Origin of the sequence: Streptomyces sp. NPDC051561, assembly GCF_044454195.1 — a bacterium.
In the GTDB taxonomy this organism is placed as follows: domain Bacteria; phylum Actinomycetota; class Actinomycetes; order Streptomycetales; family Streptomycetaceae; genus Streptomyces.
The window spans coordinates 263,330-279,917 of the sequence record NZ_JBITDM010000003.1; the positions used below are offsets into that span (position 1 = coordinate 263,330).

16 protein-coding genes are annotated in these 16,588 nt (G+C 72.4%); 9 read left to right on the top strand and 7 right to left on the bottom strand.

What is annotated here, in order from left to right; translation table 11 throughout:
* Positions 1-93 precede the first annotated feature (93 nt).
* The 6 genes from ACIA73_RS09275 to ACIA73_RS09300 all read left to right on the top strand — a co-directional run bounded on the left by ACIA73_RS09275 (position 94) and on the right by ACIA73_RS09300 (position 5,739).
* Complete coding sequence (locus ACIA73_RS09275; RefSeq protein ID WP_399437722.1) at positions 94-216, top strand: hypothetical protein; 123 nt, start codon at positions 94-96, stop codon at positions 214-216.
* A 149-nt stretch (positions 217-365) separates the two neighbouring features.
* Positions 366-1,070, top strand: a complete 705-nt coding sequence (locus ACIA73_RS09280; RefSeq protein ID WP_399437723.1) for a winged helix-turn-helix domain-containing protein — start codon at positions 366-368, stop codon at positions 1,068-1,070.
* A 156-nt stretch (positions 1,071-1,226) separates the two neighbouring features.
* The gene (locus ACIA73_RS09285; protein WP_399437724.1) at positions 1,227-2,495 is read left to right on the top strand and encodes a sensor histidine kinase; all 1,269 of its coding nucleotides are present in this window, start codon (positions 1,227-1,229) and stop codon (positions 2,493-2,495) included.
* Positions 2,480-3,124, top strand: a complete 645-nt coding sequence (locus ACIA73_RS09290) for a LuxR C-terminal-related transcriptional regulator (protein WP_399437725.1) — start codon at positions 2,480-2,482, stop codon at positions 3,122-3,124. The genes ACIA73_RS09285 and ACIA73_RS09290 overlap by 16 nt, the downstream gene beginning before the upstream one ends.
* A 230-nt stretch (positions 3,125-3,354) precedes the next feature.
* Positions 3,355-4,152 (top strand): trypsin-like serine peptidase, encoded by a 798-nt coding sequence (locus ACIA73_RS09295; protein ID WP_399437726.1) that lies wholly within the window; start codon positions 3,355-3,357, stop codon positions 4,150-4,152.
* Positions 4,153-4,281: 129 nt separating this feature from the next.
* Entirely contained in the window at positions 4,282-5,739 is a 1,458-nt protein-coding gene (locus ACIA73_RS09300) for a DUF1996 domain-containing protein (RefSeq protein ID WP_399437727.1), read from the top strand.
* Positions 5,740-5,777: 38 nt separating this feature from the next.
* On the opposite strand, the gene ACIA73_RS09305 is transcribed toward ACIA73_RS09300, so the two are convergent.
* A complete protein-coding gene (locus tag ACIA73_RS09305) occupies positions 5,778-6,230 on the bottom strand; it encodes a hypothetical protein (protein WP_399437728.1) in 453 nt (150 codons plus the stop codon).
* A gap of 98 nt (positions 6,231-6,328) precedes the next feature.
* Between ACIA73_RS09305 and ACIA73_RS09310 the strand changes: the two genes are divergently transcribed.
* Together ACIA73_RS09310 and ACIA73_RS09315 are read left to right on the top strand one after the other, a co-directional pair.
* Positions 6,329-6,910 (top strand): rhomboid-like protein, encoded by a 582-nt coding sequence (locus ACIA73_RS09310; protein WP_399437729.1) that lies wholly within the window; start codon positions 6,329-6,331, stop codon positions 6,908-6,910.
* Between the two features lie 115 nt (positions 6,911-7,025).
* Positions 7,026-7,844, top strand: a complete 819-nt coding sequence (locus tag ACIA73_RS09315) for a tyrosine-protein phosphatase (RefSeq protein ID WP_399437730.1) — start codon at positions 7,026-7,028, stop codon at positions 7,842-7,844.
* Here ACIA73_RS09315 and ACIA73_RS09320 read toward each other — a convergent pair.
* Entirely contained in the window at positions 7,841-8,365 is a 525-nt protein-coding gene (locus tag ACIA73_RS09320; protein ID WP_399437731.1) for a GNAT family N-acetyltransferase, read from the bottom strand. The two genes, ACIA73_RS09315 and ACIA73_RS09320, sit on opposite strands and share 4 nt — an antisense overlap.
* A 54-nt stretch (positions 8,366-8,419) precedes the next feature.
* Between ACIA73_RS09320 and ACIA73_RS09325 the strand changes: the two genes are divergently transcribed.
* A complete protein-coding gene (locus ACIA73_RS09325) occupies positions 8,420-9,157 on the top strand; it encodes a DUF4230 domain-containing protein (RefSeq protein WP_399437732.1) in 738 nt (245 codons plus the stop codon).
* Between the two features lie 95 nt (positions 9,158-9,252).
* On the opposite strand, the gene ACIA73_RS09330 is transcribed toward ACIA73_RS09325, so the two are convergent.
* The 5 genes from ACIA73_RS09330 to ACIA73_RS09350 form a co-directional block, all read right to left on the bottom strand.
* Positions 9,253-9,981 carry a TetR/AcrR family transcriptional regulator gene (locus ACIA73_RS09330; protein WP_399437733.1) on the bottom strand — a complete coding sequence of 243 codons (729 nt, stop codon included), beginning with the start codon at positions 9,979-9,981 and terminating at the stop codon, positions 9,253-9,255.
* 83 nt (positions 9,982-10,064) lie between these two features.
* Positions 10,065-11,162, bottom strand: coding sequence for a PDR/VanB family oxidoreductase (locus tag ACIA73_RS09335; protein WP_399437734.1), 1,098 nt, complete (start codon positions 11,160-11,162; stop codon positions 10,065-10,067).
* Between the two features lie 3 nt (positions 11,163-11,165).
* Positions 11,166-12,083 (bottom strand): metal-dependent hydrolase, encoded by a 918-nt coding sequence (locus tag ACIA73_RS09340; protein ID WP_399437735.1) that lies wholly within the window; start codon positions 12,081-12,083, stop codon positions 11,166-11,168.
* A 152-nt stretch (positions 12,084-12,235) separates the two neighbouring features.
* Positions 12,236-14,296: a hypothetical protein gene (locus ACIA73_RS09345; protein WP_399437736.1), complete on the bottom strand. Its 2,061-nt coding sequence runs from the start codon at positions 14,294-14,296 to the stop codon at positions 12,236-12,238.
* 56 nt (positions 14,297-14,352) lie between these two features.
* A complete protein-coding gene (locus tag ACIA73_RS09350) occupies positions 14,353-16,506 on the bottom strand; it encodes an ATP-binding protein (protein WP_399437737.1) in 2,154 nt (717 codons plus the stop codon).
* Positions 16,507-16,588 lie beyond the last annotated feature (82 nt).

The following is a 16,588-nucleotide window of genomic DNA, read 5'->3' on the forward strand; positions in this document are numbered from 1 at the left end:
CGGAGTGAGGAAGCGGTCCCGCGCACGGGGCGCACGGGGGCGCACAGCCGCACGGGCCTCCTCCCTGACCCGTACGTCTGGTCTAATAGGCCCATGACCGGCTTCCAGAACTCCACCGCTACGGGTCGCTTCGACCTGGAGCCGTTCTGGCCTTCCCGTCAGCATCACGACTTCGACCGGGTCTGTTGTCGCGCGACGAACGCGCGGACCCTCTAAAGCCGTTCTCCCGGACTCCCGCCGATCCCCCCTCGGATCGGCCGGTCCCCGTGACGAGACGGTCTTCGGTCCTCGCGCATTCCGCAGGAAGCAGTACGCCGCCATGTGGCTCTCCGTGGCGGCTTCCTCCGCGCGAAAGCTGACCCGCCATGACGAACGCCCGTAACGTCCGCCCCCGCACCTTCCCCGCCTCCTCGGCCGCGACCGCCGCCCAGCGACGGGCAGTTCACGAACCACTGCGTCCCGGGGCCCACCGGCTGCGGGCCGTCGACCGCGACGAGGTCCTGCCGCTGCCCGCCCCGGCGGCGCTGCGTCCGGCGTACGACGTCGCCGACTACCTGCCGCCGGGCGCCACTTGGCTGCCCGCCCCGCAGCACACGCTGCCCGCGCTGCCGGGCCGGCCGCCGATGGTGGGCTACCTGGTGCTCGTACCGGCGGACCAGCAGCAGGCCGCCCCGCAGCACACTCCCCAGCACGCCCCGCAGCCCGTGCTCGTGCCCGAGGGGCTGCCTGACGGGGCCGAGGGGCTTGAGGGGGCCGGGGCATCCGCGCAGGCACCCGCCGAGACCCCGCAGGGGCCGGTGCGGATCGACTCCTCGCGGCGGATCGTCGAGGTCGAAGGGCGGGCGCTGGACCTGACGTATCTGGAGTTCGAACTGCTCGCGCACCTGGTCGCGCACCCCCACCGGGTGCACACCCGCGACCAGCTGGTGACCACGGTCTGGGGTTACGGGCACGTCGGCGACGGCCGCACCGTCGATGTGCACATCGCCAGGCTGCGCCGCAAGCTCGGGGCGGACCACCGGCACAGCATCCGCACGGTGCGCAGGGTCGGGTACAAGTACACCCCCTGACCCGGGGCGCCGCCGGGGTGCGGGGCTCCCGCGGGGGCGGTGGTGCCAGGTACACCTCCGCTTCGGGTGCGGGGCCCCGTGCTCCGGCCGCACCCGCCGGGTGAGACTGTGCGTGGGCCCGGTGCACGGGCCACGGACGGAGAGGGACCACCCACCATGAACGCCACGCGGATACGCGCCTCGCTCCAGGCGGGAGTACGTGGACTCGGGCTGTCGATCATCTCGGTCGTGGTCTCCTGTTTCCTGTTCTCCCTCACCCTCGTCTCGCTGGTGCTGGTCGTGATCGGGCTGGGCGTTTTCACCACTCCGCACCTCCTGGGCCTGGTCCGGCGGTGGGCCGATCGCCGGCGGCTGCTGGCCGGGACCTGGTCCGACGTACGGATAGCCGTGCCCTACCGGCCGCTGCCGGCGGACGTGCGCGGGGGGATCACCGGGCAGGTGGAGCGGACCACGCTGATGCTGAAGGACCCGGCGACCTGGCGGGACGTGCAGTGGCTGTTCGTGGACATGACGGCGGGGATGCTCACCGCGCTGCTCCCGGCGCTGTTCCTCTTCTACCCGGTGGAGGGCGTGGCGGTGGCGGCCGGGCTGTGGCGGGCCCTCGCCGACGGCGGTGGCACCTACTGGTACACCTTCGTCCCGGTCAGCGGCCCGGGAACCGCCCTGCTGGTGCTTCCTGTCGCCGCCGTCATCCTCTTCTTCGGGCTGCGCTACAACCCGGTCCTCCTCGGGCTGCACTTCCGCCTCGCCAAGTACTTCCTCGCCCCCACCGCCGAGGCCACCCTCGCCCAGCGCGTGGAGAAGCTGACAGAGACCCGGCACGACGCCCTGGACACCTCAGCCGCCGAGCTCCGTCGCATCGAGCGTGACCTGCACGACGGGGCGCAGGCCCGGCTGGTCGCCATGGGAATGAACCTCGGGACCATCGAGGCGCTCGTCGAGAAGGACCCCGCGCAGGCGAAGAAACTCCTGGCGATGGCCCGTGAGTCGTCCGCCGAGGCGCTGACCGAACTGCGTGACCTGGTGCGCGGCATCCACCCGCCGGTGCTGGCCGAGCGCGGTCTCGGCGACGCGGTGCGGGCCCTCGCGCTGCGGCTGCCGGTCGCCACCGAGGTGGAGGTGGACCTGCCGGGCCGGGCCGAGGCGCCGGTGGAGTCGGCGGCGTACTTCGCGGTGAGCGAGGTACTGACGAACGCGGTCAAGCACGCCCGGGCCGACCGGATCTGGGTCGACATCCACCACGCCGAGAAGATGATCCGCATCTCGGTCACCGACAACGGCCGGGGCGGGGCCACCGTCGGCGGAGGCTCCGGGCTGAGCGGGGTCGAACGGCGACTCGGTACATTCGACGGTGTTCTGGCCGTCAGCAGTCCCGCAGGCGGTCCCACCATGGTGACCATGGAGATTCCTTGCGCGTCCTTCTAGCCGAAGACCTCTTTCTGCTCCGCGACGGCCTGGTCAGGATGCTCGAAGCGTTCGACTTCGAGGTCCTGGCCGCTGTCGAGACCGGGCCCGAACTCACCAAGGCCTTCGCGGAGTTGGAGCCGGACGTCGCCGTCGTCGACGTCCGGCTCCCGCCGTCGCACACCGACGAGGGGTTGCAGTGCGCGCTGGCCGCCCGCCGCGCCAGACCCGGCCTGCCCGTGCTCGTACTGTCGCAGCACGTCGAGCAGCTGTACGCGCGGGAGCTGCTCGCGGACGGCAACGGCGGCATCGGGTACCTCCTGAAGGACCGGGTGTTCGACGCGGAGCAGTTCATCGACGCGGTACGGCGGGTGGCGGGCGGCGGCACCGCGATGGACCCGCAGGTCATCCAGCAGCTGCTGTCGCGCCGGGCGCAGGACAAGCCGATAGGCCAGCTCACCCCGCGCGAGAAGGAGGTGATGGAGCTGATGGCCCAGGGGCGCTCCAACGCCGCCATCGCCGCCCAGCTCTTCGTCACCGAGCGGGCGGTGGCCAAGCACACCTCCAACATCTTCGCCAAGCTGGACCTGCCGGTCTCCGACGACGACAACCGGCGGGTCCTCGCGGTGCTGGCCTATCTGGACCGGTGAGGACTGTTCGGCCGATCTTGTCCGGGGTGTGACCTCCCCCTCGTTTTCCGGTTCGCCGAGTCGAGTCCCCTGACGGGGGCAGAAGCGTCGCGTCGTGGCTTTCCGCTGTCCGGCCCTGCTCCGGGAGGACCGGACCGCGGAAGCCACGACAATCGGCCAACGCGTGCATAACCTGTGTGCGTCGCGGCGAATGTGGCCGGAACCGGTGTGCAGAGAGAGGGACCCCCTACGTGCGTGAGCGGTGGATGCCGGCCCCGGTGGCCGTGGCCGGGGCACTGGCGCTGATGGTGCTGACCACCGGGTGCGGCGGCCCGGTGGCCTCCGCGCCGAGGCTGGAGCCCGGGGTGTCGCCGACCCCGCAGAAGACCGCGGCGGTGCTGGACTACCCGCCGTTCATCGGGGTGCTGACCGAGGGCGACGATCACTGGTGTTCGGCCAGCGTCGTGGACAGCCCGAAGGGGAACATCGTCGCCACCGCCGCGCACTGCGTGCACCAGCCGGAGGGGCAGCCGAGGCGCGACACCTCCTTCGCCCCCGGCTTCTCCGGTGAGGGCAAGGGCAAGCAGCCGTACGGCGCCTGGCGGGTCAAGTCGGTCCAGGTCGACGAGCGGTGGCAGGAGCAGGAGGACGACCCCTACGACTTCGCCTTCCTGACGCTGGAGCCCGACGCCGAGGGCCGCAACGTCCAGGACGTGGTGGGGGCCGCCGGACTCGACTGGGCGTCCGGCCCCTCGCGGCAGGTCACCGTGGTCGGCTACCCGGAACCGGATCACAACCCGGACAACCGCCCGGTCACCTGCACCACCGACAGCGAGCCGGACCCGGAGCTGCCCGGCATGATGCAGATGCGGTGCGCGGGGTTCTGGAACGGGACCAGCGGCAGCCCCTGGCTCACCGGCTACCGGGGTCCCGACCGGCCGGGGAAGATGATCGGCGTGCTGAGCGGCGGCGACACCGACTCCGAGTCGACGGCCGCGCTCTTCGGGGCCCCGGCCCGGGCGCTTTATCAGCGGGCGCTGAAGGCATGAGAGTGAATTCCGGAATTCCTCGGTAAGTTGGTGGCTTCCCACGAAATCGTGGGGCCGATGGGGTGCGGTTGAACGCGCCGCTCTTCCGGTCCGTATGGGACTTCGCCCGGAAGAAAGCGAAGGATCCCCATGGGACACAAGCGTTCGAAATTGGCGAACAGGACGATCGCCGCCACCGCCGCACTGGTTCTCGGCGGGGGCGGGATGGTCGCACTGAATGTGCATGCCTCGGCCTCCGAGGAACCGTCCGCATTACCGGCGACCGGACCGCGTATGGCCACCATCGACTGTCCCGACGCGTCGAATTCCCTCCCGGAGATTCCGCGGGGCGCGCGGCAGGACGTCGACCGCGAACTGGCGGCGATGGACAGTCAGATCACCGAGGCGTACCGGAAGTTCGCGGAGTCGAAGGAACGGGGCGGGGATCAGGCGGCGCAGGCGGCGGTCCTCGGCCCGCTGAAGGACGAGCGGGCCGGCTCCCTCGGCCGGATCGGCGACGCCGTGGAACAGCAGCCCGAGGCGGACCGTCCACAGGGCCTCGACTCGCTGGCACCGTGCACGATGCGGGCGGAGGAGGGCGGGGTGCAGGGCGGCGGTCAGCGGAGTGACGCCGGGAACAGCGGCCAGGGCGGCGGGGAGGACGGCCAGGGCGATGACCAGGGCGCGGGCCAGGGCGGCACCGAGCCAGACACCCCGGCAGGAAACGGCCCCGAGCGGTCCGACTTCGTCGACATCCGCTCCGTACGTCCCAACGTCACCCAGGTCCGCAACCGCCGGACCGCCTCGCGCGGCACCTTCACCACAGCCTGCGGGCGGAACGAAAACGGCAAATTCAATCCGGACAATGTCATCGTCGCGCCGGGTGTGAGCAATGGCGCCCACCATATGCACGATTACGTCGGCAATCAGGCCACCGATGCCTTCTCCAGCGACGACGTCCTCGCTTCGGGCCGGACGACCTGCCGCAATCCCGGTGACAAGTCGACGTACTACTGGCCGGTCCTGCGCCTCCAGAACGGAAAGGACGAGGCGGATTCCGGTGCGGACGGCGGCGGAAAGGACGGGAACACCGGCGAGATCCAGACCCCGTCCCAGGTCACCCTCAATTTCGTGGGGAATCCGACCGGCCGGGTCGTCGCCATGCCGCGCTTTCTGCGGATCATCACCGGGGACGCGAAAGCGTTCACCAACGGCACCGCGAACGCCAACGCATCCTGGAGCTGCACCGGTTTCGAGAACCGGCAGCTGAAGGAGAAGTACCCGATCTGCCCTCGCGGCAGCCAGGTCGTGCGGACCTTCAAGTTCCAGAGCTGCTGGGACGGGTCGAACGCCGACAGTGCCAACCACCGCACCCATGTCGCCTTCGCCCGCGCCAACGGGTCCTGCGACACCGGCTTCCGGCCGATCCCGCAGCTGGTCCAGCGGATCGTGTACGCGGTGCCGCCGGGCCCCGGGTTCGCGGTCGACTCCTTCCCCGAGCAGCTGCACAAGCCGGTCACCGACCACGGTGACTTCATCAACGTCTTCGACGAGAAGCTGATGCGGCGGATGGTGAGCTGCCTCAACGGCGGGCAGCGCTGCAAGTGAGCCGGGTGGCCGGCCGGCCACCCCCGAGACCTGCGCGGTCAGCTCGCGTGGTGCTCCGTGTGAACCGCCCCTCCCGTGGGCCGCTCCCCACTCCCCGAGTGGCCCACGGCGGTTTCCACGGTCCCGCCGAGCCGGCCGCGCAGCGCCGTGAGGACGCCCTGCTCGCCGACGGCGACCCACTTGCGGCCCACCAGGTAGCTGCCGCCGTAGTCGTTCGCGGCGTCCAGCCACTCCTGGCGGCCCCGGTCGGTGGCGAAGGTGGCCAGCACGTAAGTGCCGAGGTCCGTACGGCAGTCGGCCTGGCGCAGTTCGGCCGCCTCGGTGCCGATACGGGGCTCGCAACCCGCCTTCACCGCCAGCTCCTCCAGGGTTCCGGAAGCCTCCGGCGGGACGGTCGGGGCCCCGCATCCGGCCACCCCGATCAGGAGCACCGCTCCCGCCACCCGCCGGGCTGCCGCTGTCGTGAAGGCTGCTGCCACTCGTACGCGCATCCGGCCATCCTGACGCGCGGGGAGCGGCCCGGGTGGCCGTTGGGCCGTAACGGCGTTATCTGACACATCCGTTACGTCCCATGCGCGATCATGCCCCCATGCGCTTCCCGGACCTTCCCGTGCTCGCCCCCGCCTATGTCGGCGGCGTCCAGCTCGGCGCCCATGCCGCCCGCCGTCATCTGCCCGGCGAGGAGCGCGAGGAGTTCCTGCGCGCCTGCTCCACCAATGTCGAGCAGCTGGAGGCGGGGCGCTGGAGCACCCTGCTGACCAGTGCGGTGGTGGTGGAGGAGCCGATGCCGCTGGAGTACGCGCTGCTGCTGCTCGCGGTGCTGGGGTACGCGGAGTACGCGTACGGGGCGTGGTGGGCGGCCGGGGTCTTCCTGCTGGGGCATGCGGGGGCGACCCTGCTGGTGTACGGCGGGCTGCGGACGACGGGGGCCGATGCGGATACGCGCTCCGCGGTGGATGTGGGCACGAGCTACGGCTTCAACGCGGTGCTCGGCGCGCTGACGGCGGCCCTCCCCCGGGGGCCGCTGCGGATGGGCGTCCGGGCCGGGCTGCTGGTGCTGGCGGCCCGCCCCCTCCTGAACAAGCCCCGGCCGACCTTCACGGACGTGGGGCACTTCGCCGCGCTGGCGCTGGGTGTGGGGGCGGGCGGCGTGCTGACGCGGCGGGGGTAGCGACGGCTCGGAAACGGGACGTCGGAGGTACGGGGCCGGGGCGGGCCGGGGCCGGTGTGCCGCGTACCGTGGAAGCGCCCCCGACCAGCACCGCAGCCCGCAGGAGTACCGCCCCATGACCGCACTCGCGTCCACCACCGTCGCCAATCTCCGTGACCTCGGAGGCATCCCGCTGGCCGGGGGCAGGAAGGTCCGCGGCGGGCTGGTCCTGCGGGCCGGACAGCTGGACCGGATGGACCCGGAGACCGACCCCGCCATCGCCGCACTGGGCCTGGCGACCCTGGTGGACTTCCGCAGCGCGGCCGAGCGGGCCGACTATCCGGACCGGGTGCCGGCAGGGGCCCGGCTCGTCGTCGCGGACGCCCTCGCCGACACCATCGCTTCGACGGTCTCCCGCGGCGACTTTGACGACAAACCCGCCGCCGCCCAGCTCAAGAACATCCTGTCCGACCCCGCACTCGCCGAGGAGCACCTGGGCGGGGGCAGGGCGCAGGCGCTGTTCGCGGAGACCTACCGGGCGCTGGTGTCGTCCGGGTCGGCGGTCGCGGCGTACCGCACCTTCCTGACCGAGCTGGCCGCCGAGGACGCGGGCCCGCTGCTCTTCCACTGCACGGCGGGCAAGGACCGCACCGGCTGGGCGGCGACCGTCGTGCTGACCCTGCTGGGGGCGGACGCCAAGACCGTGGAGGCCGAGTACCTGGCGGTGAACCCGGCGGTGCGCGCCGCCTTCGAGCCGATGATCGAGGGGTTCGTGGCGAAGGGCGGCGACCCGGAGATCGCGCAGGCGGTCATCGGCGTCGTACCGGAGTACCTGGCGACGGCACTCGCCGAGGTGGACGAGAAGTTCGGCTCGATGGAGGCGTACGTGCGCGACGGCCTCGGCGTTCCGGACGAGGCGGTGGCCCGCATCCGGGCCCGTCTGACCGAGGGCTAGCCGAGCGGCTTCTCCAGCAGGGTGACCGCGTAGGAGGGGGCTCCCCGGGGGGCCTCCTTCGCCTTGTTCTCGCCGGCGAAGCGGTAGTCGGCCGCCTCGTAGTATGTCCGCAGGCGGGGGTTGTGCGCGACGCAGTCCAGGCGGGCGAGGGTGCGGCCGAGGGCGGCGATACGGGTCTCGGCGGCGGCCGGCATCGCGCGCCCGGTTCCCGCCGGGGCGTGCGCGCGGTCGGTCATCAGCCGGTGGATGTAGCCGGCGGTCGGGGGCTGCGGCCCCCAGGCGCCCTCGTCCTCCCACCAGAGCTCGAAGGCCCCCACCACGGCCCCCTCGTGCACCGCCAGCCACACCTCGCCCTCGTGCATCCGTCCGCGGAAGTGGTCGGCGTCCTTCTGGCCGGGCTTCCACTGGTCGATTCCGTGGTCGGTCATCCACCGCGCCGCCGCGTCGTGGAGGCGTACGAGGTTCGGGAGGTCAGAGACGTCGGCGGGGCGGAAGGTGAGGGGAGCAGTCGGGTCCTTCATGCCCAGTACGGTAACTGCCGCGTGGACGGGGCCTCCTGGGGGAACCCGGTCGGTATGGACCGCACCGACGCGCGCAAGGACGAAGGCCGGGACCTGGACGACCTCGACGAGCCCCGGCACACCACCACCCGCCCCGCCCCGGCAGAGCGCCCGCCCCGCCGCCGGGTCTCCCTCTGGATCAAGGTTCCCGGTCTGCTGCTCGCCCTGATCGCCCTGCTGCTGCTCGCCGCCCGGCTCTTCCTGATCCCGGGCCTCGGTGACCTCTTCGGCAGCGAGACCAAGGACCGCAGCGGGCCCGCCGTACTCAAGTCCCTTCAGGACATGAGCAGTTACGAGGCGGCGTCGGGCAACTTCCAGGTGGTGGTGGACCTGGAGAAGGACGCCAAGCTGCTTCCCGACAGCATCAAGGGCACCCGCACCCTCTACGTCGGCGCGGGCACCGTCGGCGCGAGCGTCGCCATGGGCGGGCTGGCCAAGGGCGATGTGACCGTGAACGAGGAGCGGACCGCCGCCACCATCCGCCTCCCGCACGCCACCCTGGGCAAGCCCGCCCTCGACCCGGACCGCTCCTACGCGGTGTCCAAACAGCGCGGACTGCTGGACCGCCTCGGCGACTTCTTCTCCGACAACCCGAACGACGAACAGGCCGTCCACAAACTGGCCGCCCGGCACATCGGCGACGCCGCCAAGGAGAGCGGCCTCACCGCCCGCGCCGAGAAGAACACCACCAGCATGCTCCAGGGCCTGCTGCGCTCCCTGGGCTTCAAGGACGTGACGGTGACCTACAAGTGACCAGGTGACCTACAAGTGACCGGATGACCTGCGAGTGACCAGGTGCCGTGCACGTGACCAGGTGATCTGCACGCGGGCCCGGCCGGCCGGGGGCCTCACTCGGAGGCCCCCCGCTGGCCCGGTACCACCGGCAGCATCGGGGCGAGCAGGGTCAGCCGCTCCACCAGTTCGCCGAACGGCCCGTCGGCCGGTTCGTCGGCCAGTATCCGCAGGACGATCCCGGCCATCTCCGCGTCGTACGCCGCACTGACCGCCATCAGTGCGGCGAAGTCGTGAACCAGCTGCAACTCCAGTTCGCCGCGCGGGATTTCACGTCCGTCGAGCCAGATCAGCGCGGTCGACTCGGCGAGTGAGACCCAGGAGCGGACGACCAGGGCGAGGCGGGCGGAGGGTTCGCCGACGCCCAGGTGGTCGAGGATCTGCTCGTACGCCGCCTGGCGCACCTCGTCGATCATGGCGTTGGCGGTGGAGGAACCGACCGCGGGGCCGCCGCGCATCAGCGCGGAGAAGCCGGGGCCGTGTTCGTCGACGAAGCCGAAGAAGCGGCCCATCACGCGCAGCAGCCGGGCGCCGAGCGGGCCGTCGTGCGGCTCGTTGAAGCGTCCGGCGAGCTCGTCGGCCGCCCGCTTCAGCGCCGCCTCGTACAGGCTCTGCTTGCCGGGGAAGTAGTGGTAGACCAGCGGGCGCGAGATGCCCGCAGCGGCGGCTATCTCGTCGATGGAGACCTCATCGGGAGAGCGATGGCTGAACAACTCCAGTGCCACGCCGATCAGTTGCTGCCTACGCTCTTCGACGCCCATCCTGCGGCGTACCCCGGTCGTCATCGCACCAGGGTAACCGCCCGGCCTGCGAAGAGGACCCCTGGGGCCCGGTCCGGATCTTCCCCGGGCCCCTCCCCCGGCTCGCACTAGAGGTCGAGAACCAGGCGCTCCCCGGCGGCCCGTGAGACACAGATCAACAGGGAGTCGCCGCGTTCGGAATCGGTCAGCAGCTCGTCCCGGTGGTCGATCTCGCCCTCGATCACCCGTTGCTGGCAGGTGCCGCAGAAGCCCTGCTCACAGGAGTAGGAGACGTTTTTCACCAGGGGTTTGACGGCTGCCAGGATCGTCGAGTCGGCGGCCACCGTGACGGTGGTACCGCTCTTGCGCAGCTCCACCTCGAACGCTCCGGAGCCACCGGCGCCCGCTCCCGGCGCGAACCTCTCGACGTGCAACGAACAGTGATCCGGCAGCGATCCCTCCACCGCCCCCAGCAAGCCCTCGGGGCCGCAGCAGTACACGGCCGCCCCCTGCGGCACATCCGCCCACCAGCGCGCCAGGTCGGGCAGCCCGTCCTCGTCCTCGGCCACCACACTCACCCGCTCCGGCCCGCCCAGCTTCTCCACCTCGTCGAGGAACGGCATCGTCGCCCGGCTGCGCCCCCCGTACAAGAGCTTCCAGTCCGCGCCCGCGGCCTGTGCCGCCCGCAGCATCGGCAGAACCGGAGTGATCCCGATGCCGCCCGCCACGAAGACGTAACTCTCCGACTCGACCAGCGGGAACCGGTTGCGCGGCCCGCGCACCTCGATCTCGGAGCCCTCGTGGATCTGCTCGTGGACCTCGACCGAGCCGCCCCGGCCGTCCGTGATGATCCGGGTGGCGACGGTGTACGAGGCCCGGTCGGCGGGGTCGCCGCAGAGCGAGTACTGGCGGACCAGACCCGAGGGCAGGACCAGGTCGAGGTGGGCGCCGGGCTGCCACTCGGGCAGGTCACCGGCGTCCATCGCTTCGAGGTGCAGCAGTACGACGCCCTCGGCCGGCCGGTCGCGTCCGCTGACCAGCATGCGGATTCCGGCCGGGCGGGTGCCGGTGCGTTCCCCGGTGCCCGATATGGGGTCCTCCAGGGCGGGCATCGGCCACAGCGGGGAGCGGTCGATCCGCTTGCGCAGGGCGCGCCGGGTCACCAGGGCGACGGCGGCGAGCGAGGCGGTGAGGGCGAGGGTGCGGGGCAGGGTGGCGCGGGACATGGTTCAGGAACCTCCGGTGGTGCGGGCCTCGGCGGCCCGCGCGGCGGGGGAATGCGCGAGATAGGCGACGGCCTGGGCGGTGCTGCCCTCCTGGGAGGGGTGGTAACTGCGGCTGAGGTAGCGGGGGATGGACTTCGCCATGGCGCCGGGCGACGGCAGTACGCCCTGGCGTCCGCTCCGTACGAAGTCGGTGAGCGTGGCCTTGCCCTCCTCGCCCTTCAGGGTGGGGTCGTTGGCCATGAAGAAGCGGGAGCCGCGCTGCCACATGAAGACCAGGGCGGTGAACGCGGTCGCCCAGGTGCGGGCCCTGCGCCGGTAGCTGCCGTCGACGTGCTGGAACAGCTCGAAGGCCACCGAGCGGTGTTCGACCTCCTCGGCGCCGTGCCAGCGCAACAGGTCGAGCATGGTCGGATCGGCGCCGCGCCGGTCCAGCTCATCGGCGTTGAGCACCCAGTCACCGAGGAAGGCGGTGTAGTGCTCGATGGCCGCGATGATCGCGATCCGCTCCAGCAGCCACCACTTCCGCGCCCTGCCGGGCGGCAGTGTGCGGTCGCCGAGCAGCTTCTCGAAGAGCCAGTCGACCTGTGCGGTGTACGGGGTGGGGTCCAGGCCCTGCGCCCGCAGGTGCGGCAGGACGTCGTCGTGGGCCTGCGAGTGCATGGCCTCCTGGCCGATGAAGCCGATGACGTCCGCGCGGAGCCTGTCGTCGGTGATCAGGGGGAGGGCCTGCTTGTAGACGTGCACGAACCAGCGCTCGCCTGCGGGGAGCAGGAGGTGCAGCACATTGATGGTGTGGGTGGCGAAGGGGTTGCCGGGAAGCCAGTGGAGCGGGGTGTCCTTCCAGTCGAAGGACACCTGGCGGGGCTTGAGCGGCGTCCACTCCGACGCGACGGGGGCCGGGCCCTGCTGCGTATTAGACATGGCGTCAATGTACTGAGGAGTACGACCTTGGGAACAGGCCTTTGCACCAGGAGATTTGAGAGACCCGGGCGGAGGGACACGCGCCGGGACACGGGCTGAGACACCTGGGCTCCGAGGGGCCGCACTCCGCGCGCGGCCCCGGGCGTGGGCCGTCAGTGCAGCGCTTCGGCCTTGGCCCCGCCCTCCAGCCTGCCGGTGAGGACGGCCCGGGTGGCGTCCTTCGCCGGTACGGCGAGCAGGCGGGAGTCCGAGGTGGTGTTGACTCCCCCGCTCACGGCCAGCGACGAGAAGCTCCCGTCCCCGGCGGCGAGCAGGTACGACGCGCCCGCCTTGGACTTCCACAGCACCCCGGCCAGCACCTTGGGGTCCTTGGGACCGCAGGCCGCCGAGTCCTCCGCCTTGGCGGCGACGGCACCGGTGGCGCTCTTGGTGGTGCTCGGCGGCTGGAACTGGGCGAACACCCGGCTGCCGCCGCCCCGCCAGGTCTCGGCGCGGGTGCACAGCCACTGCGCCGTACCGTTTCCTTCGGGCAGTTGCTGGGAGGCGTACGACCAGGAGTTGACGTTGCGGACGCCGTGCGAGCGCAACGTGGGCAGCAGGCACGCGGTGCGTGCCCAAGCCGTCCGGTCCGCCTCGCTCTTGAGGTCGGCGGGGGCGCCGGGGGCGCCGGCGGTGAGCCGGGCCGGGAGAAGTTCGCCGAGGTCGGTGAGGGTGCGGGTGCCGGTGGAGTCCCGTACCTCCATGGCGTCCCAGCCGGTGCAGGCGCGGGCCATCGAGGAGGCGGCGACCGGCCCGGTCACCCCGTCGGGGTCGCGGGGCAGGGCGCGGGGTGCGGAGTCGGGGTCGAGGAGGTCCCGGACGGCGATCCGGTCGGCCCAGGGGGCGGTGAGGTAGCGGACGTGGGTGTCGGTGCGGGCGAGCACCACGGCGTTGGCGGAGGCCTCCAAGGCGCCGTCGACGCGGGCGAAGTCCAGGACCGCCCCGTCGCTGCCGTCGGCGGGTTCCGCGTACCGGACCAGGCGCAGCCCGTCGTAGAGGACGGCCACCCTCGCGCCCTCGATCTTTCCCGCGTACAGGAGTTGCGGCGGGCCCATCGCGGGGCCGGTGGCGGTGCCGGGGGTGGCGGAGACGCCGGCGATGCCGCCGGGGCGGGCCCAGGCGGCGAGTGCCCGGCGCAGCAGTTCGGAGTCGTCGGCGAGGGCGCCGCGCACCGGCCAGACGGAGAAGTCGGTGCGGTCGGAGGACTTCCAGGCGGCGGCCGGGGCGATGGTCAGCCTGGCGGGGTCCAGGGCGTGTTCGGCGGCGAGGTTCTGCGCGTACAGCGGCCCCGATCCGCTGTCGGCGCTGCCGCCGAGCACGACGGCGCCGACCGCCAGGGCGGCGAGTGCGGCCGCTCCGGCACGGGTGTAGTGGCGGCGGCGCATCAGGTCGGTGGGTCGGGCCTGGAGCGAGCACGGGTCGAACTCGGCGGACTCCAGGAGCGGGGAGGGCTCGACGGTCGCGGCCTCGGCGAGCGCGGCCCCCGGGTCGAGTACCCCCGACGCGGTCAGGACCCTGCGTACCTCCGCATCCTCCAGGCGCTCCAGGCCGCGCAGAACGTAGGCGGCGCGGCCCGCGCCGGAGAGGGCGGCCAGGCGCTGGTCCAGGGCGAGTTCGTCGGCGCCGCCGGACTTGGGGAAGAGCCGCACCCCCCACACCTGCGGGAGCAGTGGCGGGAGCTGGGCCCGCTTGGGCCAGGCCCTGCGGAGCAGCGGCGGCTCGGCTTCGAGGGCCCGGCGCAGCACCTGCTGGCGTACGAAGGCGTGGCCCCGGTCGCGTGCGGAGGGCCCGGCACTTTCGGGGGACGCGGGCCCGGCGCTCTCGGGTGCGCAGGGCCCGGCGCTCTCGCGGGACGGTGTGTCCTCGGCACGGCGGGGCAGCGGCATTCCGGCGACGGCCTCGTGGGTGCGTCCGGTGCGGCCGCGCGGCAGGGAGCGCTGCACCAGTGAATGGGCGGTCAGGACCCGGCGGTTGCGTCCCAGGTGCGGGGGCAGCACCAGGTAGGCGAGGCGGACGAGACGCGGGTAGTGCTCAACGAGCGCAGCCTCGGCCTGACTGACGCCCACCGCGACGGTGGGCGTCGGGGGCGTGGCGGCGGGGGGTGCTTCGGGGGCGGATCCGGTGTCGTGGGAGGGCTTGCGGGGGCGGCTGATGACATCCTGTGGGCGTCGCACATTACGCAGAACGAGCGATTCATCCGATGGTCACCCACCACTTCGGGCCGCCTCGTTCAGCCGGTGCCCTCGGCCGGCGCGATGTGGGGACGGGACCTCAGGAGTGCGTGCATCAGGGCGGATTCCTGGTCGGCGACGCCCTCGGCGAAGGCCCGCTCGTAGGCCGGGTCACCGAGCGCGGCCCGCATCCGGCGCTCGCACTCCTCGCGCACCGGGCCCAACTCCGGTGTGCCGCGCTGCGGATGGCCGACGGCCGCCCAGTGGGACTGCCCCGTGCCGTACACCCTGGCGGCCTGCTCGGCGTCGCCCTGAGCGGCGAGCGCGGCGGCCAGGACGTCGAGGCCCAGCGCGGTGCCGTAGCTGTCGCCCAGCCGGTACTTGGCGTCGATCATGGCGCGGGCGTGGGCCGCTGACTTCTCCGGCCGGCCCTGGCGCAGCGCGATCAGCGAGAGCTGGTACTCGGCGTAGCCCCGGGTCCAGCTCTCGCCCTGCTCGGCGCAGATCCGGCGCAGTTCGGTGGCGGCGGTCTCCGCGTCCTCCAGCCGCCCCATGGAGGTGAGGGCGAAGGTCCGCACCAGGCGGCAGCGGAGCTGGGAGGCGGAGGAGAAGGGTTCGCCGGGGCGGGCGGCGAGGGAGCGTTCGGCGACGGTGTGGGCGGCGCGCGGGCGGCCCATCATCAGATAGGTGACGCCCAGCAGGTAGGCGGCGGCCAGCATGTCCTCGGGGTTCTTGGCCTGCCAGGCGGCGACCGCGCACTGTTCGCCGAGGGCGCGGGCGCTCTCGTGGTCGCCCTGGAGGGTACTGGTGAAGCCGAGCGCCCACAGTGCGCGGGAGCGGTGCGGGCCCGGCACGCTGTGGGCGTCCAGGGCCCGGAACAGGTAGCGGCGGGCCTCGTGCAGGCGTCCGCCGTACGCCCAGAAGAAGCCGATCCGCCCGGCCATCTCCAGGGCCTGCCCGGGGGACCCCTCCAGCAGGTGGTCGAGGGCGGCGCAGAGGTCGGCGTGCGCACCGGCGACCCGCAGGTGCCAGGTGGTCTGCTCGGGTCCGAGCCAGCCCTCGTCGGCGCGGCGGGCGAGGTGGGCGTAGGCGGCGGCGTGCCGTTCGGCGGTGGCCTCGCGCTCGCCCAGTTCGCCGAGCCACATCGCGCCGTACTCGCGCAGGGTGTCGAGCATGCGGTACGTCCCTGCCTCCACCTCCCGTCCCACGCGTCCCACCACTCCGCGCACCACGGACTTGCGGGCCAGTCCGTGCAGGGTGCGGGCCACGCCGGGGCCGTCGAGCGGTCCTCCGGCGCAGATCTCGCGGGCCTCGGCCTCCGCGAAGTCGCCCCGGAACACCGAGAGGCGCGCCCAGAGCAGTCGTTCCAGCGGGGTGCAGAGTTCGTGGCTCCAGCCGATGGCGGTGCGCATCGCGCGGTGGCGCTGGGGCCAGGTGCCGTCCTGGGCGAGGACGTCGAGACGGGAGACGGTGCGGGAGGTCAGGCGGTGGGCGACTTCTTGGACGGTGCGGGTGGTTCGGGCGGCCTGGGCGGCCTGGGCGGTCTGGGTGGTCTGGGTGGGGGTGGTGCCGGTGGGGGTGGTGCTCAGTTGGGCGCAGGCGAGTTCCACGGCGAGGGGGATGCCTTCGAGGCGTGTACAGATGGTGTTGACGGCCTCGGTGGCGGAGGGGTCGTCGAGTTCGATGCCGGGCGCGGCGTGGCGTGCGCGCTCCCTGAAGAGCGCGGTGGCTCCTCGCAGGGGCAGCGGGGGTACGTCGAAGAGGAACTCACCCCGCGCACCGAGGGGCTGGCGACTGGTCACCAGGACCGTCAACTCCGGTACGGCGGTGAGGAGTTCGCCGACCATATGGGCGCTGGGGGCGGCGAGGCGCTCGCAGGAGTCGAGCACTATCAGCAGCCGTTTGTGCTGGAGCCATTCGCACAGGGCCTCGGCGGGCATCCGCACGGAGTGGTCGGCGAGGTCAACGGCGTCGGAGACGGTGGCGACGAGTAACTGGTCGTCGTGGAGGGGGGCGATGTCGGCCCACCAGACGCCGTCGGGGTAGCGGAGGCGTGCGTTCCGGGCGGCGCGCAGCGCGAGACGGCTCTTGCCGACGCCGCCGGGGCCGGTGAGGGTGACCAGACGGTGCGCGGTCAGGGCTTCGTCGACTCGGGCCAGTTCGGCCTGGCGGCCGATGAAGCTGGTCGTCTCCTCGGGGATGTTTCCCAACACGGGGTCATTCTGGACTACTTGGGGGCGGGGTGGGGCGGGGGCGGGCCGGGTTCCTTTCGGTGGGCGGTCCTGGGTGCGGGTT

Excerpts from the sequence above, each read along its gene's own strand:
- ACIA73_RS09275 (WP_399437722.1), top strand. The coding sequence starts at position 94 with ATGACCGGCTTCCAGAACTCCACCGCTACGGGTCGCTTCGACCTGGAG.
- ACIA73_RS09280 (WP_399437723.1), top strand. The coding sequence starts at position 366 with ATGACGAACGCCCGTAACGTCCGCCCCCGCACCTTCCCCGCCTCCTCG.
- ACIA73_RS09285 (WP_399437724.1), top strand. The coding sequence starts at position 1,227 with ATGAACGCCACGCGGATACGCGCCTCGCTCCAGGCGGGAGTACGTGGA.
- ACIA73_RS09300 (WP_399437727.1), top strand. The coding sequence starts at position 4,282 with ATGGGACACAAGCGTTCGAAATTGGCGAACAGGACGATCGCCGCCACC.
- ACIA73_RS09305 (WP_399437728.1), bottom strand. The coding sequence starts at position 6,230 with ATGCGCGTACGAGTGGCAGCAGCCTTCACGACAGCGGCAGCCCGGCGG.
- ACIA73_RS09310 (WP_399437729.1), top strand. The coding sequence starts at position 6,329 with ATGCGCTTCCCGGACCTTCCCGTGCTCGCCCCCGCCTATGTCGGCGGC.
- ACIA73_RS09315 (WP_399437730.1), top strand. The coding sequence starts at position 7,026 with ATGACCGCACTCGCGTCCACCACCGTCGCCAATCTCCGTGACCTCGGA.
- ACIA73_RS09320 (WP_399437731.1), bottom strand. The coding sequence starts at position 8,365 with ATGAAGGACCCGACTGCTCCCCTCACCTTCCGCCCCGCCGACGTCTCT.
- ACIA73_RS09325 (WP_399437732.1), top strand. The coding sequence starts at position 8,420 with ATGGACCGCACCGACGCGCGCAAGGACGAAGGCCGGGACCTGGACGAC.
- ACIA73_RS09330 (WP_399437733.1), bottom strand. The coding sequence starts at position 9,981 with ATGACGACCGGGGTACGCCGCAGGATGGGCGTCGAAGAGCGTAGGCAG.
- ACIA73_RS09335 (WP_399437734.1), bottom strand. The coding sequence starts at position 11,162 with ATGTCCCGCGCCACCCTGCCCCGCACCCTCGCCCTCACCGCCTCGCTC.
- ACIA73_RS09340 (WP_399437735.1), bottom strand. The coding sequence starts at position 12,083 with ATGTCTAATACGCAGCAGGGCCCGGCCCCCGTCGCGTCGGAGTGGACG.